We start from the raw sequence: 25,912 nt of genomic DNA, 5'->3' as shown, positions 1-25,912 counted from the left end.
CACATAGATGAGGGAGTCACGATGTCAGAAATTAAATTCTCAGCGGAAGAGAAAGCGGTAATCGTTGAGAAGCTTAAACGTTACTTTAGTGTTGAGCTTGATCAGGACCTCGGGCAGTTTGATGCTGAGTTTTTACTGGATTTTATTTCATCTGAAATGGGTGCGTATTACTACAACCGTGGTCTGAGTGATGCTCGCGCGGTGATGCAAAGTAAGTTGGATCAGGTTGATGATGCGATTTATGAGATTGAAAAACCGACAAATTTTGTTCGTTAAGTAAGTGCTTTCCCTCAAAATTTTGAGTGAATGAGACTGTAGGGTGAAGGGTATTTCTCAATCTTTGATCTGTACCAAGCGAGTTGCAAATTATTCTCATTTTTTTTTTAAAACTGAAGTATGATCTGTTACTTATATCGATGATCAAACCATGATTTAAGCACGTGCGAGTGGGAGAAAATCAGAGTGCAGGATTACGTACTGCGCCTTGACCAGGTGGGCATGAATGATGTCGAAACGGTCGGTGGAAAGAACGCGTCTTTGGGTGAGATGATCAGCCAACTGAGTAACGCGGGCGTAAAAGTACCAAATGGATTTGCAACGACAGCACTGGCCTTCCGGGATTTTCTCCAGCATGGTGGCCTGGAAGAGAAAATTAACGAAACTCTAACAGCGCTGGATACGGATAATGTTATCGAGCTGGCTGACACCGGTAAGATGATCCGTGGTTGGATCATGGATGCACCGTTCCAGCCTGCGCTTAATGAAGCGATTGAAGGCGCGTTCGCCGAAATGTGCGGCGATAATACGAACCTTTCCGTTGCCGTACGTTCGTCGGCAACCGCCGAAGACTTACCGGACGCCTCGTTTGCTGGCCAGCAAGAGACCTTTCTGAATATCCGTGGTTTGGACAACGTAAAGCACGCGATCAAAGAGGTGTTTGCGTCTCTCTACAATGATCGTGCTATCTCCTACCGTGTTCACCAGGGTTTTGACCACAGTGAAGTTGCGTTGTCTGCAGGTATACAGCGCATGGTGCGCAGTGAAACTGCGGCATCAGGTGTGATGTTTACCATCGATACAGAATCGGGCTTCCCCCATGTTGCATTTATCACTTCAGCCTATGGCTTGGGTGAGACTGTGGTACAGGGTGCGGTTAACCCGGATGAGTTTTACGTCTACAAGCCAACCTTGAAAATGGGTGCGCCGGCTATCTTGCGTCGAAATTTGGGCGCGAAAGCGATCAAGATGATCTACACCGCCGACGCCAGTGCAGGTAATGCTGTCGAGACAGTAAGCGTGCCGGTGGAAGAGCGTAACCAATTTTCTATCAATGATGAGGATGTGCAGGAACTGGCACGCCTTGCGGTGATCATCGAGCAGCATTATGGCCGCGCGATGGATATCGAGTGGGCTAAAGACGGTGATGACGGCGGCTTATATATTGTTCAGGCGCGCCCTGAAACCGTTAAGAGCCGTGATAAAAGTACTGTTATTGAGCGTTATTTGCTGAAAGAGACCGGCAAATGTCTGGTTGAAGGTCGTTCTATCGGTCACCGTATTGGTTCAGGACCGGTACGTATTGTGAACGATATTACCGAAATGCATTTAGTGCAGCCGGGTGAAGTCCTGGTCACCGATATGACGGATCCCGATTGGGAGCCGGTGATGAAAAAATCAGCGGCCATTGTGACCAACCGTGGTGGTCGTACCTGCCACGCAGCGATTATTGCGCGTGAGCTGGGTATTCCAGCCATTGTGGGCTGTGGTGATGCGACTGATATCCTGAAGCCGGGGCAGGTTGTCACGGTATCTTGTGCCGAAGGTGATACCGGACGTGCTTACGAAGGTAAGCTCGACTTTGAGCATCAGACTAACAATGTTGAATCTATGCCAAACCTGCCGTTCGATATCATGATGAACGTTGGTAATCCGGATCGCGCATTTGATTTCCAGTCTTTGCCTAACTCCGGTATCGGTCTGGCGCGTTTGGAGTTCATTATCAATCGCATGATTGGTGTGCACCCTAAAGCGCTACTGAACTATGACGAGCAGTCACGCGATGTGCGTCAGACGATCGATCGTCGCATCGCAGGATACGGCGATCCGGTTGAATTCTACGTCGAGCGGCTGGTGGAAGGTATTTCAACACTGGCGGCAGCGTTCTATCCGAAGAAAGTGATCGTACGCATGTCCGACTTCAAGTCGAACGAATACGGACATTTGATCGGTGGTGACCGCTACGAGCCAAGCGAAGAAAACCCGATGCTCGGTTTTCGCGGTGCAACCCGTTATATCTCTGATTCTTTCCGTGATTGCTTTGAGCTGGAATGCCGCGCGCTGAAAAAAGTACGCGATAAGATGCGTTTCACCAACGTCGAGATCATGGTGCCATTTGTGCGCACCGTGGGCGAAGCCAAACAGGTGGTTGAGCTGCTGGAAGAGAATGGTCTGAAGCGCGGTGAGAATGGATTGCGTGTCATCATGATGTGCGAAATTCCATCCAACGCGTTACTGGCAGATCAGTTCCTTGAGTATTTTGATGGTTTCTCCATTGGCTCGAACGATCTCACTCAGTTGACGCTGGGGCTGGATCGGGATTCCGGCGTGATTGCGCATCTGTTTGATGAGCGTAATGATGCAGTGAAGCGTCTGCTTGAGATGGCCATTGATGCGTGCCGTGCACAAGGTAAGTACATCGGGATCTGCGGTCAGGGTCCGTCTGACCATCCTGATTTAGCGCGTTGGTTGATGGAGAAAGGGATTAACTCTGTATCCCTTAATCCGGATTCTGTCCTGGATACCTGGTTCTTCCTGTCCAACACCGAAGCGGTGTAATAACGGCTTCAGTTCGCAGCAGCTCCGGCCGGGGTTGCTGCGGCTCTTTTCCTTTAGTTTCCTGCTCTGTTCAGTCTGACTATTTTTCCCCCGTTTGCATAATTGCGCATTAGAGTGATTTATTGGGCCGTGTTTGCTTTGGCGTCGAACAATGCCATCAGCTATGTTGACTATTAAATAGCCAATGCACGGTGCTTCCAATGAGTGATCATGTCTATAAGAAAGTAGAGGTCGTCGGATCTTCTTCAGTCAGTATTGATGATGCGATTTCGCAGGGTGTTCAGCGAACGGCTGAAACGATTAACCACGTGGAGTGGTTTGAGGTTAGTGAGATACGTGGCCATGTTGAAAATGGCAAGGTGGGTCACTATCAGGTTGTGATGAAGGTTGGATTTCGGTTGGATTAGATACGGTATGCCTGCAGGTTGGGAGATTTTCCAGCCTGCAGACATCCTGCGTATTAACGCAGATAGTTCTTGCTGATAAAGCGGAATTTTTCGTTGTTGGCTGTTTGCAGCCATTCGAAGGCAACCATCTCGCGGCTGACGATATAGATGCCCGCCTGTCGCATGCGTTCCAGTGCCAATTCTTTGTCTTTAGGATTGCGAGAAGAGACGCAGTCTTCAACCACATATACTTCACGCGCCTGCTGTTTGAGCTGCAAGCATGTCTGTAGAACACAGACGTGGGATTCGGTGCCTACAACGACGACCTGGCTAGGGCGAAGAGCATTAATCTTTTCGTTGCAGCCTGGATCCGACATGCAGGAGAAGGCCATTTTCTCCATAAAGCCTTCCGCTGGCAGTACATCCAGCAGTGAGGTTGCGGTGCCGCCTAAGCCTTGAGGGTACTGCTCAGATGTGAGTACCGGTACGCTTAGGTGGTTAGCGATCTCGGCTAGCCAGCGAGTATTTTCGACAACCGCTTCACCTTCATGAATGGCAGGCAGCAATTTTTCCTGCAGGTCTACAACCAGCAGGCAGGATTTATTGGGTTGGATCAGCATCGTATATCTCCCTCTGAATGTTGCTCAGGATAGCGTTCGGTTGGCCTGCTGGCTACGCTTGTGGCTGATCTTTTTTATGCAGAAATATCCGATAGCTCAATAGTGTCAGGATACCCATAATGCTAATCGCCACAGTCATCACCAGCGGCGTATCGTTATACATATGACCCACAATGATACCGACCGTTGCTGCACATACCGCCTGTAAAAAACCCAGTAGGGAGGAGGCGGTGCCCGCAATATCGGAAAACGGTGCCAGCGCGCCGCCCATCGAGAGTGGCATCACAATGCCCACGCCAACCATAAAGAGCACCTGCATCGCGATCAGCCATGCCAGTGTGTCTTTTTCCAGCAATGACGGAATCGCCATGGCAATACCGGCGACAGCCGCAGTGCAGGCACCCTGCATTAGCATCTTGCGTTGGCCCACGTAGACGCTGAAACGCTGGACCAGTTGTGTGCCGATCACGTATCCACACACCACCAGTGCAAAGTAGAGTCCGAAGTGTTCTTCAGCAACACCAAAAAAGTTAATCAATACAAAGGAGGATGCGGATAAAAAGCAGAACAGGCCCGAATAAACAAAGCTGCAGCTCAGGGTGTAGCCGATATATTCGCGATGCTTCAGTAGTCGCTTATAGGAGGTCATCACCGTTGTCAGGTTAAACGGTTTCTTGTATTCCTCTTTCAGGCTCTCTTGTACCTTCAGTCCGTAGACGGCCATCAGTACAAAGCCAAAAAAGGCGAGGAAGAGGAAGATTGCCTGCCAATCGAACCAGATGATCAAGCCGCCGCCAAATACGGGGGCAATGGCGGGTGCCAGTGCCATGATGGTACCAATCAGCGCCAACACCGGTGCCGCTTTTTCCGGTCCGTGGATGTCTCGTACCATCGTACGGCCCAATACAGGGCCGCCACAGGCACCTAGTGCCTGAATGAAACGATAGACCATCAGCTGTTCCACGGTTTCGGCCATCGCACAGCCGATAGACGCAAAAGAGAAAATGGCCAGACCTGCCAGCATAATAGGCTTGCGCCCGAAACGGTCTGCCAGAGGGCCGTACAAAAGCTGAGCGACTGCAAAACCGGCAAAGAACACTGACAACGTCAGCTGCATCTGATCAACGCTGGTATTCAGGTCGTCGGTCATGCGGGGCAGGGCGGGTAGATACATGTCCGTGGACAGAGGTCCCAGCGCTACGGCTGCGGCCAGTGTCAGTATGGTGGCGATGGATTGCGGTGAGAACATGATCGCTCCGATATCAGGCGGGAAAAATGGCTGACAGGTTATACCACTGTTTAAACAAAAAAAGCAGGCTCATATGGCCTGCTATTAAAGTGCAAAGAAACTGATCTGTATCAGAATGACGTATAGACGCCATTCTGATCATTATTACTCGGTGTCAGGAACGGTCAGCCCCAGGCGGGTCAGGACGTCATTTACCAAACCTTCCCATTCATTCAGGCGCTGATCATTGGTTTTGGTGATCAGGCCATAGGCACGGAAGCGGTCATTGTGCTGAGAATCGGAACGACCAAAGGTTGCTGCTACTTTCGGATACCAGAACTCAACCGCGACCTGTGCCGCATCGGTGCCATTACGATCGATCAGATCCTGCAGGCCTCGCTCACCCAGTTCAGCATGACGGGATTCACCTTCAGCTACTGCGCGCATCGCGTCGGCCAGTGGGGCATAGGAGGCGTTGCGAAGTTCTTTCAGCTGGATGCCTGAGGCAGCAGCCATCAAGGCGTTCATGACCAGTGCATCTGTCCAGCCCTGTAGCGGGTAGTGGAATACATTCAGGCGTTTGTCACCGCCAATACGGCGATTACCCAGATCCAGGTAGCGGCTCAGGCGGGCTTCCCAGGCATGGGAGGCAACATAAAGTCGGTTATCGACACCAAACTCTTTCAGCAATGTCAGTACTTTTTCAGCATGATCAAACTTATCTGCAACGATCTGCGCAGCAACCTGCCGCTCACGCAAACCCGGGCCTTCATTGATCTGTTCTGCGAAACCTGCAGCACCAGCCAGTTCAGAATCCACGAAGACAACCATCAGGCGCATCAGCTCAGCACGGTATCCGGAAGAGATCTCTTCACCCGCCTGAATCTTTTCACCGTTAGCGATGCGTTCGATTAGTTTTTTATCATCCATTGCCATAAGAGAAGCCTCACTCTTTTTGAGGGTGTAGCGCGTATGCGGTTGCGCGCCTATGTCATTATTTTTTTGGACCATGATTGCTCTGACTGTTACCACAGTGGGGGTGTATGTGTGCTTTTGGCACAGATCCGGTGTTCAGACAATCGGCCAGTCAAAGCAATAACCTGTCATAACGCAAGGTTAACCCAAAAACCAAAAGAGATACAAGAATATTAATTGATAATAAACTTTTCGTATCATAAAGTTTGGTGTATCGTTTGGATTATTGGCATTAAATAGAAGCCCATAGATTAAGCAGAATAAAAGGGTAGGCGAGGGTTTATGACAGATATCGCGATTCTGGTAGGTACTGAATCAGGCAATGCACAAATGGTGGCTGACGCACTGCAAGAGGTGCTGGAAGAAGCACATGAGGTCGCGCTGCACGAAGAGCCAGACTATGACGAGCTGGATTTTTCCAGCCGCGATGTGCTGATCATCAGCTGTTCAACACATGGAGATGGTGAGCTACCAGATAACATCATTCCGCTGTGTGATGCATTGAAGGAACAGAAACCGGATCTGTCTCACATTCGATACGGCGTCGTTGCGCTGGGTGATCAAACCTACCACCAGACATTTTGTCAGGCTGGCAAAGATGTGGATGCGTTGTTAGCCAGCTTAGGTGCGGTGCGCGTAGGCGAGCGTTTTGAAGTTGATGCTTGTACTCAGCCTTTGCCTGATGAAGATGCGCGTGATTGGGTACGTGACTGGGCAGAACAGCTGTAGTAAAAAGTTGTAAACGCCGCCGCATTCTTAAGATGGACTATGCGTCGAAAACGAATATCAAAAGGCTACACCCATTAGGTGTGGCCTTTTCTGTACCTGATACCCCATAAATGGTGTATCAAACGAAACGCGTGTCGAAACATGCATTGCTTATAAATCGTATTCCGCAATAATGCGAAAGCGCGTTAAGTCATCAGAACAATAACAAGTAGCTATTATCAACCGGTTGTCGGTTTTGTGATGCAGCAGAACCGGTACAGAGTGGGATTTATTATGAGCCAGAACCTGTTTGAGAAACACCAGGACACCCTGAAGGGTGCATTGAACGCCATTCACTCACGTGATTACTTCAGCCCTTACCCGGAAAATCCAAGTCCGCGTAAATACGGCGAAACTGCGAATAAAGACGGCGAGAACGCCTTCAAAGCGTATATCGGTCAGGCGTTTGAGCTGGATATGCCGGGTATCACTGGCACTGCGGGCAGCGAAAAATCCCCGTACGGTTTTGATCTGGACGTTCAGTACCCGCTGGTTGATCTGGATGTTCTGCTGCCAGCGATGAAAGACGCGCAGAAAGCATGGCGTGATGTGGGTGTTGAAGCCCGTGCTGGCATCTGTCTGGAAATTCTGGAGCGTATTAACAAGCGCAGTTTTGAGATCGGTTACGCCGTCATGCATACCTCCGGTCAGGGTTTCATGATGGCGTTCCAGGCCGGTGGCCCACACGCACAGGACCGTGGTCTGGAAGCGGTGGCTTACGCCTATGAAGCGATGACCTCTGCACCGGGTGTTGCAACCTGGACTAAACCGCAGGGTAAGCACGATCCGCTGGTACTGGATAAGAAATTTACCGTGGTCGGCCGTGGTGTCGGTCTGGTGATCGGTTGCTCCACGTTCCCAACGTGGAACACCTACCCGGGTCTGTTTGCTTCTCTGGTAACCGGCAACCCGGTTGTGGTTAAGCCACACCCTGCAGGCATCTTGCCTGCTGCAATCAGCATCAAGATTGCGCAGGAGGTTCTGGTAGAGAACGGTCTGCCGGCACACCTTGTCTCTATGGTTATCGACGAAGACGCAACCAAGCCATGCACCATGGAGCTGGCACAGCGTGATGAAGTTCGTCTGATCGACTTTACCGGCAACACCTGGTTTGGTGACTGGCTGGAAAACAACTGTCCGCAGGCGCAGGTGTATACCGAGAAAGCGGGTGTGAACACCATCGTCATCGATTCCACGGATGATTTTAAAGGCATGGTGCGTAACCTGTCTTTCACTCTGAGCCTGTACTCCGGCCAGATGTGCACCACGCCGCAGGATATCTTTGTACCCGCGGGCGGTATCGAGACCGATCTGGGTCACAAGTCCTTCGATGAAGTGGCTGAAGCGATCTCTACCGGCGTGACTAAGTTCCTGTCCGACCCTGAGCGTGCTGCAATGGTGCTGGGTGCGATTCAGGCGCCTGTAACCGCGCAGCGTATTGAAGACAGCAAAGGTCTGGGTACTGTCGTTCGCGATTCCGAGCCGATGGAAAACCCATGGTTCAAAGATGCGCGTGTACACAGCCCGCTGATCATGACCATCGATGCAGACAAAGAAGAGACCTACATGGAAGAGCTGTTTGGTCCGATCTCCTTCGTGATCAAGACTGACAGCACTGAGCAGAGTATTGCGCTGGCGAACAAAGCTGTGAAGAACCACGGTGCGATCACCATGGGTTGCTACTCTTCCAGCGACGATGTACTAGATCAGATCGAAGAAGCTTCTCTGGATGCGGGCGTTGCGTTGTCCTGCAACCTGACCGGCGGTGTCTTCGTAAACCAGAGTGCTGCGTTCTCTGACTTCCACGCAACCGGCTGCAACCCAGCGGCAAATGCGTGTCTGTCGGATCTGGCCTACGTTGCAAACCGCTTCCGCGTGGTGCAGAGCCGTCGTCACCCGAAATAATGAGTCATTGATCATGATAGGGCGGTATTTATTGCTGCACGACCGTCTTCGGTCATATTGCTCTGTCATCGAATTGTTATAAGGGTATTCCCGACTTTCGGGTCATGTTATAAGAGGGCAGAGCCCTCTTTTTTGTGTTTGGAGATATGGAATGAAAGTTTACGCTATCGATGGCATTACGCCGGTTATTGATCCGACAGCTTATGTGCATCCGACCGCTGTATTAATTGGTGATGTCATTATTGGTCCACGTTGTTATGTAGGACCTGCTGCTTGTTTGCGGGGTGATTTTGGTCGTCTGGTGCTGAAAGAGGGTGCCAATATTCAGGATACCTGTGTCATGCACGGCTTCCCTAATAGCGATACGGTTGTAGAGGAAGATGGCCATATTGGGCACGGTGCGGTGCTGCATGGCTGCACTATTAAAAAGAATGCGTTGGTGGGAATGAATGCAGTGATCATGGACGGTGCTGTGGTGGGTGAGTCGTCTATCGTAGCTGCGATGGGATTTGTAAAAGCGAAGTTCGAAGTGCCTGACCGCACGCTGGTGGCAGGTTCGCCGGCGAAAGTGATTCGTGAGCTGTCAGAAGGTGAAATTTCCTGGAAAAGCGCAGGTACGCGTCAGTATCAGGATCTGGCCGTACGCAGCCTGAATACCATGGAAGAGGTGGATGCTCTGACTGAGGTTGAGGCGGATCGTAAGCGCCTTGAGATCAATGTTGACGAAGTCATTCCGCTCTATAAGTTGAAAGAACAGCAGTCTCAAAAAGCCGATTAAGTTACACCTTTGCCATGAAATTGCCTCCATATACTGCTATACAGAGCTAGGGAGTAGCGCTTGATTTGATTGCGTAGCTACAAAAAGTGTAATCATTTCAATTGACTGCTTCCGTTCCGTCAAAAACCGATATAAGGATGTTGTGATGTTTGGCTTTGAAATTTCAGTTGGAGTTATTGTTGTCTTCGCGCTCGCGTTGATTTTCTCGGGTGTAAAGATGGTGCCGCAAGGGTACAACTGGACGGTTGAGCGGTTTGGGCGCTATACCCGAACGATAGCACCTGGGCTTCACCTGATCATTCCGTTGATCGATCGTGTCGGCAGCAAAGAGAATATGATGGAGCAGGTACTGGATGTACCACCACAGGAAGTGATCAGCGCCGACAATGCGCAGGTGACGACAGATGCAGTGTGCTTCTTTCAGATTCTTGATGCGGCAAAGGCGAGCTATGAGGTAAACGACCTCTACCGTGCGATGCAGAACCTGGTTATGACCAACATTCGTGCAGTTCTGGGTTCTCTGGAGCTGGATGCCATGCTCTCCAATCGTGACACTATCAATAGTCAGCTATTGGCAAAGGTTGATGAGGCGACGGACCCGTGGGGCGTTAAAGTGACCCGAGTTGAGATCCGTGATATCTCTCCACCGCAGGATCTGGTTGATGCGATGGCTAACCAGATGAAAGCGGAACGTGAAAAGCGTGCGGCTATTTTGCAGGCAGAAGGTGAGCGTGAGGCTGCGATCAAGGTGGCTGAAGGTCAGCGTCAGGCGCAAATTCTGATCGCAGAAGGTGAGAAAGAAGCGGCGTTCCGTGTGGCTGAAGCCCGTGAGCGTGAGGCAGAGGCCGAAGCCCGCGCGACCGACATGGTATCCAAAGCGATTAGCGAAGGTAATCCGCAAGCGTTAAACTACTTTGTCGCGCAGAAGTATGTCGAAGCCTTGGGGCAGATCGCTTCTGCTGACAATGAGAAAGTTGTACTAATGCCATTGGAGGCAAGTAGCGTCATCGGGTCTGTGGCGGGTATCGGTGAGATACTCAAGTCTGTGAAGAACTAGTGGAGCGTACCGTTGTTTGATGTGATTAACACGTGGCACTGGCTGACATTGGCCGTTGTCCTACTCATTTTGGAAGTTCTCGGTACCAGCGGTTTTCTGCTGGGCATTGCCGTGGCTGCATTTGGTATGTCCGGGATTGTTGCGCTGGAGCTTCTGCCTGAGTGGCAGCATCAGCTGCTGGTCTTTTCCTTGCTGTCGGTTGTCTTTACGTTGGTGTACTGGAAGGTGTTTCGCGGTTTCAATGACAAATCAGCCGAGCCGCTGCTCAATGATCGTGCCGCTCAGCTGATTGGTCGCCGTCTGGTGTTGGAGGAAGCACTGGTAGGTGGTCAGGGGCGTATCCGTGTGGGAGACACGCTCTGGAAGGCTGAGGCCGATGATGAGTTAGAGGCCGGAGCAAAAGTAGAAATTTTTGGCAGTGAAGGGATGACGCTGAAAATTCGTTCGATCGCTTAGGTTAAACCCATATCTTGCATGAAGCGGTACCGATGATGTCGGGCCGCTTCACCTCTCTTGTACTAGATCCATCTCTGTTTAATCCATCTCCGAGCGCTTATCCGCCCGTTATTGCCTCTATGTTTTCTGTGGCAATGATGTGGGCGTCCGTATTGCGCTGTTGGTTCTCTTCTTCTGGCTGGTAAAAGTGTGGCCAATAGGTTTGTACAACGGCACCTTTAGAATCCATGGTGTGACACGTATCGAGCATCGGTGGCTTTTGATCTCCATCAGACCACCCTTCGAGCGCTTCTCGTTCATGGTGGGTTGCCTGGAATGCTGTTGTTGCAACAGGACCAAGTAGCTCAAGCAGGTGGGTGCAGCCATGTACACCGCTGAACATATCGCGCGTGAGTTTGGTGAAGCCAGGTTTTATCTGAGTGCCTATAAGTTGTTTATATGCACTGGTAATACTTGGGCAGCCCCGGAAAGGGGTTGCGTCCATACTGGCGGCCACGTCGAGTATATTCAGGTCCAGATCGATGGTGAGCCTGATTGACATGTTGTGGACAGGTTCGCCTGCGGCCAGTATGCCATCGTCACGATCCTTGAGCTCAATGGCAAAGTTCTTAGTATCAAGTAGATGGCCTTCGATGTCCCACAAGCCATCTTCACGCTTATAACCTTCACAGATAACGCGTCGGGTGTGTTGTTGAACTCGGTTTGCAGGGGTGGGTAATGGCATGATGATCTTACTCTGATACAGATAGCTAAAAAGCCGCACAGGCATTGCCTGGCGGCTTGATGTTGTTTCTTTAGCGGTTGCTGAACTTAGTCGAGAAGCGCCAGCATTTCAGGAATGCGATTGAACTTCTCGCGAGGTTTGTCGCCTTGTGCACGGCTGACTTCTGCTTCATTGATCGTCTGCCAGTCAGAGAAAGCGACCGTGCGTACGTTGCGTTCATCCAACAATGCAGCAATTTTATTAAAGCCTGCTTTGTCTCCAGCGGGCATGTTTTCTTCCAAATCGGCAATAATCTGTTTAGCAACACCCATAGAATCTGCCCGATTGGCAGGAATAACACCTTGAGGACCACGTTTGCACCAGCCAGAGGTGTAGACGCCGTCTTCTACGCGTCCATCTTCATTGCTGACGATGCCGCGTTCTTCATCGAATGGCATGCCTTCAATCGATTGGCTGCGGTAACCAATGGCAGAGATGACTGTTTGTACGTTCAGATCAAAGGTTTCCCCAGTGCCTGTTGCACGGCCGTCTGTAATTTGATTTTTCTCCAGACGTAAGCCGGTTACTGTGCCGTGTTCACCCAGGATAGCCGTCGGGGACGCGCAGAACATAATATGCAAGCGAACCGGTTTGGAATCCGTTGCGTTTTCGGCATAACCACGCAAAGTTTCCAAGTTTTTCTCGATAGCTTTCGCTGCTTTCGGGTCGAAGTCTTCGGGCAGTGCAGCAGGCAGTTGTGCGGAATCAACCAATGCTACACAGCGATCCAGCTCCGCAAATTCACTGAGTTCCGCATTCGTGAAGCTGGCTTCAACTGGGCCTCGGCGACCGATCAGATAAATATCCTGTACCGGCGATTCAGCGATCGCTGCCACGGAATCGGCTGTGATATCGGAGCTTCCCATCTCTGCATCTGTTTTTGCAAGAATGCGGGAAATGTCCAGTGCAACGTTGCCGTTGCCAATGATTGCGATCCCTGAGCTGTCGAGCTTAGGGTTCAGATCGGCGTGATCTGGGTGGCCGTTATACCAGGCCACGAACGCACCTGAGCCGTAAACACCGTTCAGGTCTTCGCCATCAATGCCCAGATCGCGATCCTGTAAGGCGCCGATAGTGACTGCGATAACGTCGTAATGGTCTTTCAATTCCTGATAGGTGATATCGTCGCCAATATTTACGTTGCCGACAAAGCGTACATTGTCACGGGAAAAGGTACGCTCAAACTGACGGACGATGTTTTTGGTGCCTTGATGGTCAGGGGCAACACCTGCACGCACGAGTCCAAAAGGCGTTGGGAGGCGGTCAAAAATGTCTACCTGAGCATCGGCCACCTTTTTAGAAAGCATATCCGCAATATAGCAGCCTGACGGGCCGCTACCGATGATAGCGATGTTGATCATATCGTTGTCTCCGGGGTAAATCGTGACCGGATCTGTGAGATCCGGGTCTCTTATTATGTTTGGGTTCCGGCTACCGTGTATTCATCTGTGCGAAAGATGTCATCGGTTTTAGCCGGAGTATTGCGGCTAGTTAGCTAAATGTGCGTATTGTCAGAGGGTCGGGGAGCGACCGATGGGGCCATTAAAGGCCACCAAATCGTTTATAGAAACGCGGTGCTGCTTCTGGCAGTGGGCCATCGGCTGTTTCCTGCGTTACTGACAGATATTCTTCCGCTTTTACCTGCACCATGCGGTATATGTTGCGTGCCAGAATGCGGGCTGAGGTACCGGCCCATTCGGCAGGGAGCAATTTTTCTGGTAGCTGCGGGTCACGTAACAGGACGCGCCGGTAGTGATGGATCATCAGTGTCCGCAGCTGGAAGCATTGTTCCGGGTCCAGTTCTTCCGCGCTTTCCAGTGCGCGAAGGATAGGGCGAAAGCGCTCCAGAAAGGTTTGGTAGTCTTCAGCCAGCTGCTGCAGGTTCCAGCACTCGTGCACCAGTTCTTTGAGCGGTGCGGAGGTTTGTGTGCCAATGAGTTGTGACTCCATATGGATCACTTCACCATTGACGCATAACTCTTGCAGGGTGCTGTTTACTTCTGCCATTTCTGCCATGGGATGCGCCATGACACTGGGTGCAATGTTACCAAAACCGAGCCATTCCAGTTCTTTTTTGACAACCTTTCTCAGCTCGACATCTAATTGTGTCGTAATGACCATATCCCACTTTCCATCCCATTCTGGATAGAGTTCGGCGTAGATACGACGGAATGCGCTCTCAAATCGACGACGCCCGGTATCCGTCAGGCTGTAGTAACTACGTCGACCAACCTGCGTTGAGGTCAGCCATCCTTCCTTGGTCAATCGGAAGATAGATGTACGCACCAGTCGCTGATTCAGACCGAGTGGCTCAAGCAGTTTAATCAGGCTGCCAAGCCAGACAGTACCGCCTCGCGGGGAGATCGCATCACCATAAATAGTAATGATTAGCGAGCCGCCGCGGATCGGGCGCTGGTTTTTGAACTCTTCTACGAGTTCTTCGATACAGCGAAGTTTTGTCATCAAAAAAATCTGCAAATCATTTGTTGTTGACTGCAGGCAGGATGAATATCCCGCAAGCCCTTAATTTACAGGGAATTCTAGTGTGTCCCGCGGCCACCTTCAACTGAATAGGTGGTGTCGTGCTGGACAATGGTGGCCTCAACAAATGGTTGACATGCAGTGAATGATACACTAATTTTGATTTCGGCGTCGAATTTTGTGTCACTTTGGGTGAGCGGGATTGGGAGAGCGGCGCTGTTAGGTTTGCGTTAGTTAGTTAATGTGCGTTTTGCTCAGAACAATCGGAGATAACCGTTTATGAAGACTTACGATAAGGGCGATAAACTGCCAGAGCACTATAAAGAGTGTCTGATCAACCTGATGACGTTTCAGGCTGATTCTGAATACGCCGGTGCTCAGCGTGTAGCTGAAAACCATCGCTTCGCGCCACGCCCGGAAGAAGCGTACCGTCTCTCCAAAAAAGTCATGGAAGAGATGGGTCACGGCTACTACATCTGGAACCTGCTGCGTGATCTGGACGTTGATGTTGATTCACGTCTGCACGAGCTGGCATCAAATCCGGAGAATCCAGATTCAAGCAAGGTCAACGTGATCAACGGTTTCCGTAAAGAAAACTGGTCTACCTGGTTCGAGTGCTGGGAAGATGTTGCCCTGTTCTCAACCGTAGTAACTCCTGCGGCTGTAGCATTCCTGGGTCAGTACCGTGAGTGTTCTTACCTGCCATGGGCGCGTGTAAACGTGCGCATCCATAAAGAAGAGCACGGTCATCTGGCATTTGGCGTTTGGGCATCCAAGCGTTGTATCGAATTTGGTGGTGAGAAAACCCGTGAATTCATGCAGGAGCGTATTGCTAAGTTCATGCAGGTTGGTCTGGGTTTCTACGGCCGTCCTTCTGAAGGTGGCAAGAAGTCCGAGATGTTTGATATCTACCACGAATATGGTCTGAAGGTTAAAACACCTGAAGAGCTGCAGGCTGAATATCTGGAGCTGTTGGAAGACCGTCTGGGTGATATCGGTTTCGTACTGCCGCAAGGTGTTGAGCCAAACTACGACATGCGCGTAGGTTACGGCGTAGAGTGATTAAGAGGGTTTAATCATGATTATCCCATCTCCAGATAAATTAGTTGAAAGCAATGTCAGTGTGTTGGCCAAATTCGGCTACAAAGCATTTGATGGTGCTGAGGAAGACTGGTCTGGGATGTGGGCGCTGCTGAAAGGGGACTTCGCTACGGCGGAGTTTCCTGACGTATCAGATTTCGCCGACATGCGACCAAGTCAGCAGGAAGCTGCAAAAATTTATATGCGCCGCCGTCTGATTGCAGATCGATTCTTTGAAGAGTGTCGTGCTGTTCAGGCTGATCTCTATAAAGGTATTAATACCGATCAGATGGAGCGCTATACATTGGCAAGGGATGCATATGAAGACAGCGTGAATCACTTTGGTGAAGCGCGTGAAAAGCTTGCCGATGTACTAAAGGATGTTTATTGGTAGTGGAAAGTGCAATTGGGTCTTGATATTAGTTAATATGTTAATTAATATTTAAGGCTCAACTGTATATTTTCCTTAAAGGAAAGAGTCTTATGATCCATTTTCGGCTTCTGCCGATGATGGAAGTGGAGTATCTTTGATTGCGATCAATATTTGTGGCCTCGTTTAACCCCGAATGTTTTACGAATGGCAATTGATACAAAGTTTGATGCATCGGGTGCTTCGTTTGTAGCATAACCTGAGTTATGCTCGATGTTCAGGGTTCCGTCAGTTTAATGCTGGTATAACAGGACCCAACAGGTATTACCTGTTTCTTACTTCATATAACAATAAGCAAACCACGCATTTAAGCGTGTCTTTAAAGCCAGGAGAGAAAACCAATGATAAGAAGAAATTTCCTGAAAACAGCTGCAGCTGTAGGTTTGGGTCTGACTTTGTCCACTTCCGTAATGGCAGAAACTGTCATGCGTGTAGCAAGCTGGTTGCCGCCGACTCATCCTCAAAATGCTGTTGTTTGGCCTACTTGGGGCAAGTGGGTTGAGGAAGCGACCGAAGGTCGAGTAAAAATTAAAATCGAATATGGCATGGGTCACCCAAAAACCATGTTCGAACTGGTTGAAGATGGTGTTGTAGACGCAAGCTTCAGCTACCACGGTTACGTGCCGGGTCGCTTCAAGCTGACTCAGGTTGTTGAGCAGCCAGGTCTGGGCGTGAGCGCTGAAGCCGCTTCTATTGCTCACTGGCGCGTAAACGAAAAATACTTCACCAAAGCGAACGAGCACGACGGTCTGGTACTGGCGGCGCTGTTCACTCACGGTCCTGGCCAGATTCACATGGCTAAGCCAATCGATTCCCTGTCTGACCTTAAAGGCAAGAAAATCCGTATCGGCGGTGGTGTTCAGGGTGAAATCGGTAAGCGTCTGGGCGTGACCGCTGTTGGTGCACCGGCTCCGAAAGTATACGAAATGATGCAGCAGGGCGTTATCGATGGTGTTTTCATCCCTATGGGTGAGCAGAAAACACTGCGTCTGAAAGAAGTTGCTCGTAACGTAGTTGCACTGCCAGGTGGTATGTACTTGGGTAGCTTCTCTATGTTCCTGAGCCCTGACTTCATGGATAGCTTGAGCGAGAAAGATCGTAAGGCTGTAATGAGCGTTTCTGGTGAGAAACTGTCTGCATTGGCAGGTCGCGCATGGGATGCAGGTGATGCTGAAGGTTACGTGGCTGCTAAAGAAGCAGGCGTGAACCTGAACGAAGTGGCTGCTGATGGTGCAATGGCGAAAGAATTCAAGAGTCTGGCTAAAGGTATGGACGACGCTTGGGTCTCTCACGTTACTGATCGTGGCGTAGATGCGAAAGCTGCTCTGACTGAGCTGCGTTCCATCGCTCGCTCTTACGGTAAATAAGGAGTCACCGTATGTCATTTAGTGCCTGGGTCACAGCGCACTACGAAGAGAAAGGGCCAGTCAAATGGCTGGCCTTTGCTCTGGAGTTGGTAGCTGCTGTTACGCTGTTTCTGCTGATGGTTCTGACGTGTGCAGACGTATTCGGCCGCTACTTTTTTGACAACTCCGTTGATGGCGCCACAGAGCTGACAGAGATCGGCATCGCCATTTTGGTCTTTGCTGAAATGCCAGTTATTACCTGGCGGGGTGGCCACGTAGTCGTTGATATTCTTGATCGCATGCTGGGTAGCGTGCTTCTTAAAGTGCTGGGCTTACTGTCCGCATTTCTGATGTCTTCATCTCTCTATTTTCTGGGTGAGAGGATCTATTTTCTGGCAGCGCGTTCAATGCGTCGCGATGAGGTAACTGAATACCTCGAACTGCCGGTGGGTCTCATTATTCAGTACATTGCTGTGATGAGCTGGGTAACAGCAGGTGCAATGATCACCTATGGCGTATATCGCCTCCTGTTCCTCTCTCGTGACTAAATAACGATTATTATAAAGTTAGACAGGTAATTTCAGCATGACAGTAGCACTGATCGGCTTTGCTATTCTGTTGGTCCTGATCGTCATCGTGCGTATCCCGATTGCGTTTTCCATGGGGATCGTGGGCTTCTTCGGCTTTGCGTACATGCAGGGTTTGACCTTTGACAACATGGGCGACTTCCGCTGGACAGGTTCACTGTCCATGGCTGCTAAGCGTGTGGTTGATACCGCGCAGGAATACAGTCTGTCCGTTATTCCTCTATTTATTCTTATGGGTAACCTGGTCACCAAGTCCGGTTTGTCCCATGAGTTATACCGTGCTTCCAATGCCTTCTTAGGCCACCGGAAGGGCGGTCTGTCCATGGCAACGGTTGTTGCGTGTGGCGGTTTCTCTGCGATCTGTGGTTCAAGTCTGGCAACCTCTGCGACGATGGCTAAGGTAGCCATGCCTCCGATGCGTAAATACGGTTATGCAGATTCTCTGGCAACCGCGTCAATTGCAGCGGGTGGTACGCTGGGTATTCTGATCCCGCCAAGCGTTATTCTGGTGATTTATGGTCTGCTGACTGAAACAAGTATTCGTGAGTTGTTTGCTGCCGGCTTTATTCCAGGCTTTATGGGTATTCTCTTATACCTGTGTGCTGTGCGGTATGTAGTTTGGCGTAAACCTGAAGCGGGTCCATGCGGTGAAAAGCTGACCTGGCCTGAGCGTATGGAAGCACTGAACGGTGTTTGGGGTGTATTGATCCTCTTTACCATCGTGATGGGTGGTATCTATATGGGTATCTTCACGCCGACAGAAGCCGCAGGTATCGGTGCCGGCGGTGCATTCCTGATCGCGTTGTCCCGTAAAACGCTGACGTTTGCCAGCCTGTTCGACATTCTGACCGATACGGGTCGTACCTCTGCGATGCTATTTGGTGTATTGATCGGTGCACTGATCTTCTCCAACTTCATCAACCGTGCGGGTCTGCCATCTGATTTGCTGGCGTTCGTTCAGGGCTTGGATGTATCGCCGATGATGGTTATCTTCGCGATACTTGGTATCTACATCGTACTGGGTATGGTGTTTGAGAGTCTGTCGATGATGCTGTTGACGGTGCCGATCTTCTTCCCATTGGTTCATAGCTTAGGTTTTGATCTGGTGTGGTTCGGTATTGTAGTTGTGGTTGTTACAGAGATTAGTCTGATCACGCCGCCGGTGGGTATGAACGTCTTCGTTCTTAGTGCCGTATTGCGGGATGTTAAGGCAAGCACCATCTTTAAGGGTGTAACCCCGTTCTGGTGCGCTGATATTGTGCGCTTGATTCTGGTAACGCTGATCGCGCCTATCTCATTGTTCCTGCCTGAGCTTTTATATAGATAACGTTATACCCGAGGGGGCCTGAGGGCCCCCTTGTCATATCACTCTGTTTGATAAGAGACAGAGGAAAGGAGTCTGACATGCTGCCTCAAGTTAAAAAAATTCTGTATGCATCTGATATTGATCAGGGCTCCCGTCCGGCGTTTCGTGCTGCAGTGAGTCTTTGTGGTCACTACAACTCTGAAATTACGTTCCTGCACGTGATTGAGCCGCTGAGTGCGTCTGCTCAGAGTATCGTCGATACGATGATGAACGATGAATCGTTGCTTGAGATGCACGATCAAAGCATTCAGAACCTGCGCGATAAGCTGAAAGAGCGTATCGAACGGTTCTGTGAAACTGAGCTGGAAGAGAGTGAGATGCTGTCTGAAGGTCAGGCGGTTGCACGTGTTGAGGAGGGTACGCCATGGAAAACCATCCTTGAAGTGGCGGACGATATCGACGCAGATGTTATCGTGATGGGTACCCGTACTCACAGTGGTGTTAGCCAGTTTTTGCTGGGATCTACCGCCAATAAGGTGATGCATCATACCAAGCGTCCTGTGCTGGTTGTGCCACTTAAGTAAGTTGAGTCTGTATCAAAAAGCGCGATTTTGCCGCAAGGTGGGTCGCGTTTTTTTATGCCTGACAGATGCATGATTTTGCCGCGTGAAAGGGTGGCGGAGATCTAAAAACAGGATTGATTGTTTCTAAAAAGTGCATTAATACGTCGATTTGTCGGCGTGGAATAGAGCATTGTTTCCAGTGAGGAATATATATTCTTCAATTGTTCGAGGTTATGTTTGCGTTGGATTGAGGTATCTTTATTCAATCCGGTTTCTGGCGTCTGCTGCGAAGAACAGTAAGCCAAGGAACAGATATTCTATGCTTTCTCTTTTGAGATAATCAGAATTAAATAAAGATTAACGATAGGAATCAGATATGGCGAAGAAGCCCTTTGCGTCCTCCGCGGACCTCGGTGTAAAAACTGAAACACTGGAAATTCTGGGTGATGGCATCTATGCACTGACTGCTGAAGGTGACCCAAACGTTTGTGCAGTTGAAGGCGAAGACTTCATCGTAGCTTTCGAAGCACGCGCAACGCCTAAAGCGGCACGTGATTGGTTGGAGCAGCTGCGTGAACACACCGACAAGCCTGTTAAGTATCTGGTTCTGTCTCACTACCACGCGGTGCGTGTTCTGGGTGCAGAAGCATACAACGCAGAATCCATCATTGCGCACGAAAAAACCAAGTTCCTGATTGAAGAGCGTGGTATGCAGGACTGGGCGTCCGAATACGGTCGTATGCCTCGTCTGTTCCGTGAGCCAGACGGCATCAAAGGTCTGACTCATCCAGACATCGTGTTCAACGATCGTTTGGAGATTCCTCTGGGTGGCGATCGCGGTAACCTGGTACTGGAATACTGTGGTCGTGGTCACACTGCGGGTGACATCGTTGCATGGATCCCTAAACAGAAAGTTCTGTTTGCAGGCGATCTGGTAGAAGCTGCTGCTGCACTGTACACCGGTGATGCGTTCCACTTTGACTGGTCTTCCGAGACTCTGGACAAAGTTAAAGCATACGAAGCAGAAGTTCTGGTTGGCGGTCGTGGTGCAGTTGCACGCGGTCGTGACGAAGTTGATGCGGCGATCGAGCAGACGCGTGGCTTCCTGACCGGCATGATCGAAAAAGTGGGTGAAGTTCACAAACGCGGCGGTACTGTAAAAGAAGCGTTTGAAGCAACTCACGAGCACCTGAATCCTAAGTTTGGTATGTGGCCGATCTTCGAGCACTGCCTGCCATTTGACGTTCAGCGTCTGTGGGATGAGTTTGACGGTATTGACTGGCCGCGCATCTGGACTGATGAGCGAGATCAGGAAGTATGGGATAAGCTGCAGGACTAATCTCCTGAGCCTTGTCCGTCGCTCTTTTTGTCCCCGCGGCGTGACAATCATAAACGGTATTCTGTGACATCATGTCCCAGAATAGCCGCTCCGAAAACGGTGCTGTGGTGAAAACCCAGCGCCGTTTTTCTATTTATAAAACGCCATAACGTTAGTGCCCTGTATTGGGGCGTTCTGGTGCTTTATCCCTTGTTTCGCCGGTTAGCCGCTGCTAGTGTGAAATCTGGCTTCAGATGCAGGAGTAGGAAACGTTATGGACGTGTTGTCTGCCATGAATATTTACGTGCGCGTTGTGGATCTTAAAAGTTTCTCGCTGGCCGCAGAGGAGATGGGTATCTCCAGCTCTTCGGTCAGTAAGCAGATCTCTCATCTGGAACAGCATATCGGTGCGCGGCTATTGCAGCGTACGACGCGCCGTCTGAGCGTCACTGAAGTAGGGGCGGCCTATTACGAAAAATGTCAGAAGATCATCAGCCAGGTAGAAGAAGCAGAAAACCTTGTGTCTCAGTTGCAGGGACAACCGCGGGGTGTATTGCGCATCTACTGCAACATGACTTTTGGTCAGATGCAGTTGGCTAAAGCTATTCCTGCCTTTATGGAGGCCTACCCGGATATTCAGGTTGATGTCACGTTGGATGATCGGGCGCCCGATCTGGTGCGCGATGGCTTTGATCTGGCGATCCGTATTGCGGATCCGCAGTTGCCCGATTCCAGTTTGATTGCACGTGAAATCTCCAAAGTGCCGATGTTTATCTGTGCGACGCCCGAGTATCTGGAAGCAAACGGGACGCCCGAGTGTGCAGAGGATCTCAAGAAGCATAATTGTTTAGTCTTTGTGCATGCTTCTAATGCGAACCAGTGGTCACTGGAGCGGGAAGGGAGACGTTGTACGGTGCAAGTGGACGGTGACGTAAAAGCCAATAACAGCTTGGTGGTTCGGGAGACCGTTCTGGCAAACAGGGGGATCGCCAATCTTGCCTATTTTGTGATTGCGCGCTTTGTTGAGTCGGGCGATCTGGTGCGGGTATTTCCGCAATATGAACCTGAAAAACTATCAATTTTTGCGGTGTATCCGGATCGCAAATATATCTCACCTAAAGTCAGCGCGTTTATCGAGTTCTTTCAGGCATGGCTGGAGCAAAATTTGCAGCAGCAGTGGCCCCAAGATTGATTCTATTGCTGAACAATTGGCAAAAGATTTCTGCAGTTGTTCGGTATTTGGTGCTTTGGGTGTCGCGACGCAAAGTGCCTGAATTTAGACTATCTTTTTGAAATTAAAAGAAGTGTTGTCTTTTCAGAGTGTTATGCCTGATCGGCTTTGTTTCCCCTGAAGAAATAATTTTGTGCTCGTGAGAGGGATTATCGATCGCCCTAAATCCGCTATCTTGGTTACCGTACTAAGCGCGATTCCAAACGCTGAAAATTAAGGAATCTGCTGACAGGTCCTGAGAGGGTTTAGGGGGAGTTGTCAGCAGGTCCCATAACAATAATACGAGTGCCAAGCGATGCTTAACACATACACTTTTCCTGAGTTCGATTATATCCGCTCTGCAGACCAAGACGCTGCACAGCCGGTAAAACACCCAGTGGTTGTGATCGGTGCAGGCCCAATGGGTCTGGCTGCTGCAATTGATCTTGCAATTCACGACATCCCTGTTGTTGTACTGGACGATAACAACACCGTAAGTGTTGGTTCTCGTGCAGTTTGCTACGCCAAACGTTTCCTCGATATTTCTGACCGCCTAGGTGTGGGTCAGCGTTGCGTTGATAAAGGCGTAACTTGGAATGTGGGTAAAGTGTTCTTCGAAAGTGAGCAGATTTACAGCTTCAATATGCTGCCAGAAGAACATCATCGTCGTCCGGGTTTCATCAACCTGCAGCAGTACTACCTGGAAGAGTACTACGTTGATCGCGTGAACGAGCTGGAAAAAGCTGATCTGCGCTGGAAAAACAAAGTCACCGGTGTTGAGCAGAACGGCGACGAAGTCACTCTGACTGTAGAGACCCCGGAAGGCGAGTACACGCTGAAAGCGGATTACATTATTGCCTGTGACGGTGCGGGTTCCAAAACCCGTGCAGCCTGTGGTCTGGAATCCAAAGGTCAGATTTTCCAGGATCGCTTCCTGATTGCTGATGTTGTTATGGATCCGAAGAAATTCCCGCCAGAGCGCTGGTTCTGGTTCAACCCTCCGTTCCACGAAGGTCAGTCTACACTGTTGCACCGTCAGGCTGATAACGTATGGCGTATCGACTTTGACCTGGGTTGGGATGCTGATCCGGAAGAAGAGAAGAAGCCGGAAAACATCATTCCACGTGTTAAAGCGTTCCTGGGTGAAGATGTTGAGTTTGAACTGGAATGGGCGTCTGTATACACCTTTACCTGCCGTCGTATGGATGACTTCCGTCACGGTCGTATCTTCTTCGCTGGCGATGCAGCTCATCAGGTGTCTCCATTCGGAGCACGTGGTGCGAACTCCGGTATCGAAGACATTGATAACCTGACCTGGAAACTGCAGGCAGTGATGAACGGTCAGGCAGACGATAGCCTGCTTGATACGTACTCTGAAGAGCGTGCGTTCGCCGCAGATGAGAACATCCTGAACTCCACGCGCAGTACAGACTTCATTACGCCGAAGAACGGTGCTAACCGTGCGTTCCGCGATGCGGTCCTGTGGCTGGCAAAAGATTACACCTTCGCCCGTCCGCTGGTGAACAGTGGTCGCTTGTCTGTGCCGCCTTTCCTGACAGAATCGTCTCTGAACACCGAAGATGATGGCAGCTTTAACTGTAAAGTGGTTGTCGGTGCACCTTGTACTGATGGTCCGGTGAAGCGCAACGGTGAAGAAGGCTTCCTGTTAGGTGCGTTGGGTAACGTGTTCAACGGCATGCTGTTTGTTGATAGCCGCAACGATCTAACTGCTGAAGCGGTGGCTCAGTTGGGCGAGCTGGCGCAACAGGATGTACCGGTTAAGTCATACATCGTTGCCAGCCATGACATGGATATCGCACTGCCAGAAGGCGTAGAGCTGCTGATCGATTCCGTGGGTGTGGTGAAAGAACGTTTGGATGCGAAGGGCGGTACCTTCTATCTGATGCGTCCTGACCAGTTGGTAACAGCACGTATGCGCAGCTTTGATAAAGCCGCGGTAGTTGCAGCGCAAAACAAAGCGCTGGCTAAGTAACGGACAATAAGAAAGAGAGATGACAATGACTAAACTTATTACCGAGCCAAATCTGCCGCGTCCAGATGATTTCTATCAGGAACTGACAGATCTTCATCGTGATTTGACCGATGAGCAGAGCGTCGATGTGAATGCACGACTGATTCTGCTGCTGTGTAACCACATCGGTGATCAGGAAGTGCTGTCCGAAGCGATGCAGACTGCACGCAAGCACATTCCTGCACAATAAGCGTTAAATAACGCAATACTCAGGCTCACCGGCAAAATGGTATAGGAACAGCGACTTACGCAACGTTCTTGTGCAATTTTTAAAGGTGGGCCTTTACTGTTTTTATGCTAGGGTGATCTGGCCCCGAAAAAGGTTAACGAAAACCGCTCCTGTTATGCAGGAAAAGGTGTCAGATACGTCTTTACGGCGAGAATTATGGAGGAAGGCAGAATGCCTGCACTGAACGAGACTCATGATCTAAACCTCACCAGCTGGGTTGCATCTGCAAACGATGCCCAGTGTGATTTCCCAATCCAGAACCTGCCATTTGCGGCGTTCCGTCGTCAGGGTAGCGATGAAGCATTCCGTGGTGGTGTGGCAATCGGTGATCAGATTGTGGACCTCGCAGCAGCCAAAGCGACCGGCGTATTTTCCGGTCTGGCGCAGACTGCAGCGGAAGCCTGTGCGGCACCGCGTTTGAACGATTTTATGGGTATGGGTAAAGAAGCGTGGTCTGCACTGCGTCTGGCTCTGTCCCAGGCTCTGCGCAGCGGTTCTGCTGCTGAAGCACAGCTAAGCGCTTGTCTGGTGGCTCAGGCTGAGGCTGAATACGACCTGCCATGCACCATCGGTGACTACACCGATTTCTACACCTCAGTGTTCCACGCAACGACTGTGGGTTCGCTGTTCCGTCCAGATAACCCATTGCTGCCAAACTACAAGTGGGTGCCAATCGGTTACCACGGTCGCTCTTCATCTATCGACGTATCCGGTCAGAGCTTTCACCGTCCAAAAGGCCAGACAAAAGCGCCTGATGCAGCAGAGCCAAGCTTTGGTCCATGTAAGCGTCTGGATTACGAGCTGGAGATGGGCATCTACATCGGTAAGGGCACTGATCTGGGTGACACGATAGCACTGGACAGTGCTGACGATCACGTATTTGGTTTGTGCCTGTTTAATGACTGGTCTGCGCGTGACATTCAGGCGTGGGAATATCAGCCACTGGGTCCATTCCTGGCGAAAAACTTTGCGTCTACCGTATCTCCGTGGATTGTAACCACTGAAGCGCTGGCGCCGTATCGTACAGCGTGGTCACGTGACGAAGCTGATCCACAGCCACTGCCTTACTTGGAATCTGAAACTAACCGTGCTGAAGGTGCAATCGACATTCAGCTGGAAGTATTGCTGGAATCCGACAAGATGCGTGCGGAAGGTCAGGGCGCTGCCAAGCTGTCTGAATCCAGCTTCGTGCACTCTTACTGGACCGTTGCTCAGATGGTCGCTCACCACACGGTGAACGGTTGTAACATGAAGCCGGGTGACTTCTTCGGTTCCGGTACTCAGTCTGGCCCAACACATGATGAAGCTGGTTCCATGCTGGAGCTGTCTCTGGGTGGCAAGCAGCCAATCACACTGGCGAATGGTGAAACCCGTACCTTCCTTGAAGACGGTGATGCTGTGATCATGCGTGGACATTGCCAGAAAGAAGGTGCAGCACGCATCGGTTTTGGTGAAGTTGTCGGTACTGTACTGCCTGCTAAGGCTTAATTGTCTGGTTAGGGTATTATCACGCCGCTTTCAGGGCCTGTCCTGGGGGCGGTATGGATTCATTTAGGGAT

25 protein-coding genes are annotated in these 25,912 nt (G+C 50.5%); 19 read left to right on the top strand and 6 right to left on the bottom strand.

Annotated features, from left to right (window positions below):
• Positions 1-21: 21 nt before the first annotated feature.
• From IOQ59_RS10575 to IOQ59_RS10565, 3 genes are all read left to right on the top strand, one after another.
• On the top strand, positions 22-276 hold the full coding sequence (locus tag IOQ59_RS10575) for a DUF2164 domain-containing protein (protein WP_193953259.1): 255 nt from the start codon (positions 22-24) through the stop codon (positions 274-276).
• A 186-nt stretch (positions 277-462) separates the two neighbouring features.
• Positions 463-2,835 carry a phosphoenolpyruvate synthase gene (gene ppsA / locus IOQ59_RS10570; RefSeq protein ID WP_193953258.1) on the top strand — a complete coding sequence of 791 codons (2,373 nt, stop codon included), beginning with the start codon at positions 463-465 and terminating at the stop codon, positions 2,833-2,835.
• Between the two features lie 200 nt (positions 2,836-3,035).
• On the top strand, positions 3,036-3,242 hold the full coding sequence (locus tag IOQ59_RS10565; RefSeq protein ID WP_193953257.1) for a dodecin: 207 nt from the start codon (positions 3,036-3,038) through the stop codon (positions 3,240-3,242).
• Positions 3,243-3,295: 53 nt separating this feature from the next.
• On the opposite strand, the gene IOQ59_RS10560 is transcribed toward IOQ59_RS10565, so the two are convergent.
• From IOQ59_RS10560 to IOQ59_RS10550, 3 genes are all read right to left on the bottom strand, one after another.
• A complete protein-coding gene (locus tag IOQ59_RS10560; RefSeq protein ID WP_193953256.1) occupies positions 3,296-3,841 on the bottom strand; it encodes a hydrolase in 546 nt (181 codons plus the stop codon).
• A 52-nt stretch (positions 3,842-3,893) separates the two neighbouring features.
• Positions 3,894-5,090, bottom strand: coding sequence for a Bcr/CflA family multidrug efflux MFS transporter (locus tag IOQ59_RS10555; RefSeq protein WP_193953255.1), 1,197 nt, complete (start codon positions 5,088-5,090; stop codon positions 3,894-3,896).
• A gap of 144 nt (positions 5,091-5,234) precedes the next feature.
• Complete coding sequence (locus IOQ59_RS10550) at positions 5,235-6,005, bottom strand: Phenylacetic acid catabolic protein (protein WP_193953254.1); 771 nt, start codon at positions 6,003-6,005, stop codon at positions 5,235-5,237.
• A gap of 321 nt (positions 6,006-6,326) precedes the next feature.
• On the opposite strand from IOQ59_RS10550, the gene IOQ59_RS10545 reads away from it, so the two are divergent.
• From IOQ59_RS10545 to IOQ59_RS10525, 5 genes are all read left to right on the top strand, one after another.
• On the top strand, positions 6,327-6,773 hold the full coding sequence (locus tag IOQ59_RS10545; RefSeq protein ID WP_193953253.1) for a flavodoxin domain-containing protein: 447 nt from the start codon (positions 6,327-6,329) through the stop codon (positions 6,771-6,773).
• A gap of 273 nt (positions 6,774-7,046) precedes the next feature.
• Positions 7,047-8,717 carry a phenylacetic acid degradation protein PaaN gene (paaN, locus tag IOQ59_RS10540; protein WP_193953252.1) on the top strand — a complete coding sequence of 557 codons (1,671 nt, stop codon included), beginning with the start codon at positions 7,047-7,049 and terminating at the stop codon, positions 8,715-8,717.
• A gap of 151 nt (positions 8,718-8,868) precedes the next feature.
• Positions 8,869-9,495 carry a phenylacetic acid degradation protein PaaY gene (paaY, locus tag IOQ59_RS10535; RefSeq protein ID WP_193953251.1) on the top strand — a complete coding sequence of 209 codons (627 nt, stop codon included), beginning with the start codon at positions 8,869-8,871 and terminating at the stop codon, positions 9,493-9,495.
• Between the two features lie 145 nt (positions 9,496-9,640).
• A complete protein-coding gene (locus IOQ59_RS10530) occupies positions 9,641-10,552 on the top strand; it encodes an SPFH domain-containing protein (protein ID WP_193953250.1) in 912 nt (303 codons plus the stop codon).
• Between the two features lie 21 nt (positions 10,553-10,573).
• Positions 10,574-11,008, top strand: coding sequence for an NfeD family protein (locus tag IOQ59_RS10525; protein WP_371871856.1), 435 nt, complete (start codon positions 10,574-10,576; stop codon positions 11,006-11,008).
• Between the two features lie 97 nt (positions 11,009-11,105).
• On the opposite strand, the gene IOQ59_RS10520 is transcribed toward IOQ59_RS10525, so the two are convergent.
• The 3 genes from IOQ59_RS10520 to paaX form a co-directional block, all read right to left on the bottom strand.
• Positions 11,106-11,777, bottom strand: coding sequence for a DUF2889 domain-containing protein (locus IOQ59_RS10520; RefSeq protein ID WP_228050834.1), 672 nt, complete (start codon positions 11,775-11,777; stop codon positions 11,106-11,108).
• Between the two features lie 41 nt (positions 11,778-11,818).
• Positions 11,819-13,132, bottom strand: coding sequence for an FAD-dependent oxidoreductase (locus tag IOQ59_RS10515; protein ID WP_193953247.1), 1,314 nt, complete (start codon positions 13,130-13,132; stop codon positions 11,819-11,821).
• Between the two features lie 181 nt (positions 13,133-13,313).
• The gene (gene paaX / locus IOQ59_RS10510) at positions 13,314-14,234 is read right to left on the bottom strand and encodes a phenylacetic acid degradation operon negative regulatory protein PaaX (protein ID WP_193953246.1); all 921 of its coding nucleotides are present in this window, start codon (positions 14,232-14,234) and stop codon (positions 13,314-13,316) included.
• Positions 14,235-14,531: 297 nt separating this feature from the next.
• Here paaX and IOQ59_RS10505 point away from each other — a divergent pair, with 297 nt between their 5' ends.
• The 11 genes from IOQ59_RS10505 (at position 14,532) to fahA (ending at position 25,841) form a co-directional block, all read left to right on the top strand.
• Complete coding sequence (locus tag IOQ59_RS10505; protein ID WP_193953245.1) at positions 14,532-15,314, top strand: Phenylacetic acid catabolic protein; 783 nt, start codon at positions 14,532-14,534, stop codon at positions 15,312-15,314.
• Between the two features lie 16 nt (positions 15,315-15,330).
• A complete protein-coding gene (locus IOQ59_RS10500; RefSeq protein ID WP_228050833.1) occupies positions 15,331-15,726 on the top strand; it encodes a hypothetical protein in 396 nt (131 codons plus the stop codon).
• Positions 15,727-16,103: 377 nt separating this feature from the next.
• Entirely contained in the window at positions 16,104-17,129 is a 1,026-nt protein-coding gene (locus IOQ59_RS10495; protein ID WP_193953244.1) for a TRAP transporter substrate-binding protein, read from the top strand.
• Between the two features lie 11 nt (positions 17,130-17,140).
• Entirely contained in the window at positions 17,141-17,656 is a 516-nt protein-coding gene (locus IOQ59_RS10490; protein ID WP_193953243.1) for a TRAP transporter small permease, read from the top strand.
• A gap of 37 nt (positions 17,657-17,693) precedes the next feature.
• Complete coding sequence (locus IOQ59_RS10485; protein ID WP_193953242.1) at positions 17,694-19,022, top strand: TRAP transporter large permease; 1,329 nt, start codon at positions 17,694-17,696, stop codon at positions 19,020-19,022.
• A gap of 77 nt (positions 19,023-19,099) precedes the next feature.
• Positions 19,100-19,585, top strand: a complete 486-nt coding sequence (locus IOQ59_RS10480) for a universal stress protein (RefSeq protein ID WP_193953241.1) — start codon at positions 19,100-19,102, stop codon at positions 19,583-19,585.
• Positions 19,586-19,940: 355 nt separating this feature from the next.
• A complete protein-coding gene (locus tag IOQ59_RS10475; RefSeq protein ID WP_193953240.1) occupies positions 19,941-20,903 on the top strand; it encodes an MBL fold metallo-hydrolase in 963 nt (320 codons plus the stop codon).
• Positions 20,904-21,156: 253 nt separating this feature from the next.
• Positions 21,157-22,074 carry a LysR family transcriptional regulator gene (locus tag IOQ59_RS10470; protein WP_193953239.1) on the top strand — a complete coding sequence of 306 codons (918 nt, stop codon included), beginning with the start codon at positions 21,157-21,159 and terminating at the stop codon, positions 22,072-22,074.
• Between the two features lie 334 nt (positions 22,075-22,408).
• Positions 22,409-24,085, top strand: coding sequence for an FAD-dependent oxidoreductase (locus IOQ59_RS10465; RefSeq protein WP_193953238.1), 1,677 nt, complete (start codon positions 22,409-22,411; stop codon positions 24,083-24,085).
• Positions 24,086-24,110: 25 nt separating this feature from the next.
• On the top strand, positions 24,111-24,314 hold the full coding sequence (locus IOQ59_RS10460; protein ID WP_193953237.1) for a DUF2783 domain-containing protein: 204 nt from the start codon (positions 24,111-24,113) through the stop codon (positions 24,312-24,314).
• A 210-nt stretch (positions 24,315-24,524) separates the two neighbouring features.
• Complete coding sequence (gene fahA, locus IOQ59_RS10455; protein WP_193953236.1) at positions 24,525-25,841, top strand: fumarylacetoacetase; 1,317 nt, start codon at positions 24,525-24,527, stop codon at positions 25,839-25,841.
• Positions 25,842-25,912 lie beyond the last annotated feature (71 nt).

Origin of the sequence: Pontibacterium sinense, from assembly GCF_015209595.1 — a bacterium.
GTDB classification, from domain to species: domain Bacteria; phylum Pseudomonadota; class Gammaproteobacteria; order Pseudomonadales; family Balneatricaceae; genus Pontibacterium; species Pontibacterium sinense.
Note: the sequence above shows the minus strand (reverse complement) of the source record. Positions and strands in the feature narration are given on the sequence as shown.

Coding starts and splice junctions, on each gene's coding strand:
- IOQ59_RS10575 (WP_193953259.1), top strand. CDS start 22: ATGTCAGAAATTAAATTCTCAGCGGAAGAGAAAGCGGTAATCGTTGAG.
- IOQ59_RS10565 (WP_193953257.1), top strand. CDS start 3,036: ATGAGTGATCATGTCTATAAGAAAGTAGAGGTCGTCGGATCTTCTTCA.
- IOQ59_RS10560 (WP_193953256.1), bottom strand. CDS start 3,841: ATGCTGATCCAACCCAATAAATCCTGCCTGCTGGTTGTAGACCTGCAG.
- IOQ59_RS10555 (WP_193953255.1), bottom strand. CDS start 5,090: ATGTTCTCACCGCAATCCATCGCCACCATACTGACACTGGCCGCAGCC.
- IOQ59_RS10550 (WP_193953254.1), bottom strand. CDS start 6,005: ATGGCAATGGATGATAAAAAACTAATCGAACGCATCGCTAACGGTGAA.
- IOQ59_RS10545 (WP_193953253.1), top strand. CDS start 6,327: ATGACAGATATCGCGATTCTGGTAGGTACTGAATCAGGCAATGCACAA.
- paaN (WP_193953252.1), top strand. CDS start 7,047: ATGAGCCAGAACCTGTTTGAGAAACACCAGGACACCCTGAAGGGTGCA.
- paaY (WP_193953251.1), top strand. CDS start 8,869: ATGAAAGTTTACGCTATCGATGGCATTACGCCGGTTATTGATCCGACA.
- IOQ59_RS10530 (WP_193953250.1), top strand. CDS start 9,641: ATGTTTGGCTTTGAAATTTCAGTTGGAGTTATTGTTGTCTTCGCGCTC.
- IOQ59_RS10520 (WP_228050834.1), bottom strand. CDS start 11,777: ATGCCTGTGCGGCTTTTTAGCTATCTGTATCAGAGTAAGATCATCATG.
- IOQ59_RS10515 (WP_193953247.1), bottom strand. CDS start 13,132: ATGATCAACATCGCTATCATCGGTAGCGGCCCGTCAGGCTGCTATATT.
- paaX (WP_193953246.1), bottom strand. CDS start 14,234: ATGACAAAACTTCGCTGTATCGAAGAACTCGTAGAAGAGTTCAAAAAC.
- IOQ59_RS10505 (WP_193953245.1), top strand. CDS start 14,532: ATGAAGACTTACGATAAGGGCGATAAACTGCCAGAGCACTATAAAGAG.
- IOQ59_RS10500 (WP_228050833.1), top strand. CDS start 15,331: ATGATTATCCCATCTCCAGATAAATTAGTTGAAAGCAATGTCAGTGTG.
- IOQ59_RS10495 (WP_193953244.1), top strand. CDS start 16,104: ATGATAAGAAGAAATTTCCTGAAAACAGCTGCAGCTGTAGGTTTGGGT.
- IOQ59_RS10490 (WP_193953243.1), top strand. CDS start 17,141: ATGTCATTTAGTGCCTGGGTCACAGCGCACTACGAAGAGAAAGGGCCA.
- IOQ59_RS10485 (WP_193953242.1), top strand. CDS start 17,694: ATGACAGTAGCACTGATCGGCTTTGCTATTCTGTTGGTCCTGATCGTC.
- IOQ59_RS10480 (WP_193953241.1), top strand. CDS start 19,100: ATGCTGCCTCAAGTTAAAAAAATTCTGTATGCATCTGATATTGATCAG.
- IOQ59_RS10475 (WP_193953240.1), top strand. CDS start 19,941: ATGGCGAAGAAGCCCTTTGCGTCCTCCGCGGACCTCGGTGTAAAAACT.
- IOQ59_RS10470 (WP_193953239.1), top strand. CDS start 21,157: ATGGACGTGTTGTCTGCCATGAATATTTACGTGCGCGTTGTGGATCTT.
- IOQ59_RS10465 (WP_193953238.1), top strand. CDS start 22,409: ATGCTTAACACATACACTTTTCCTGAGTTCGATTATATCCGCTCTGCA.
- IOQ59_RS10460 (WP_193953237.1), top strand. CDS start 24,111: ATGACTAAACTTATTACCGAGCCAAATCTGCCGCGTCCAGATGATTTC.
- fahA (WP_193953236.1), top strand. CDS start 24,525: ATGCCTGCACTGAACGAGACTCATGATCTAAACCTCACCAGCTGGGTT.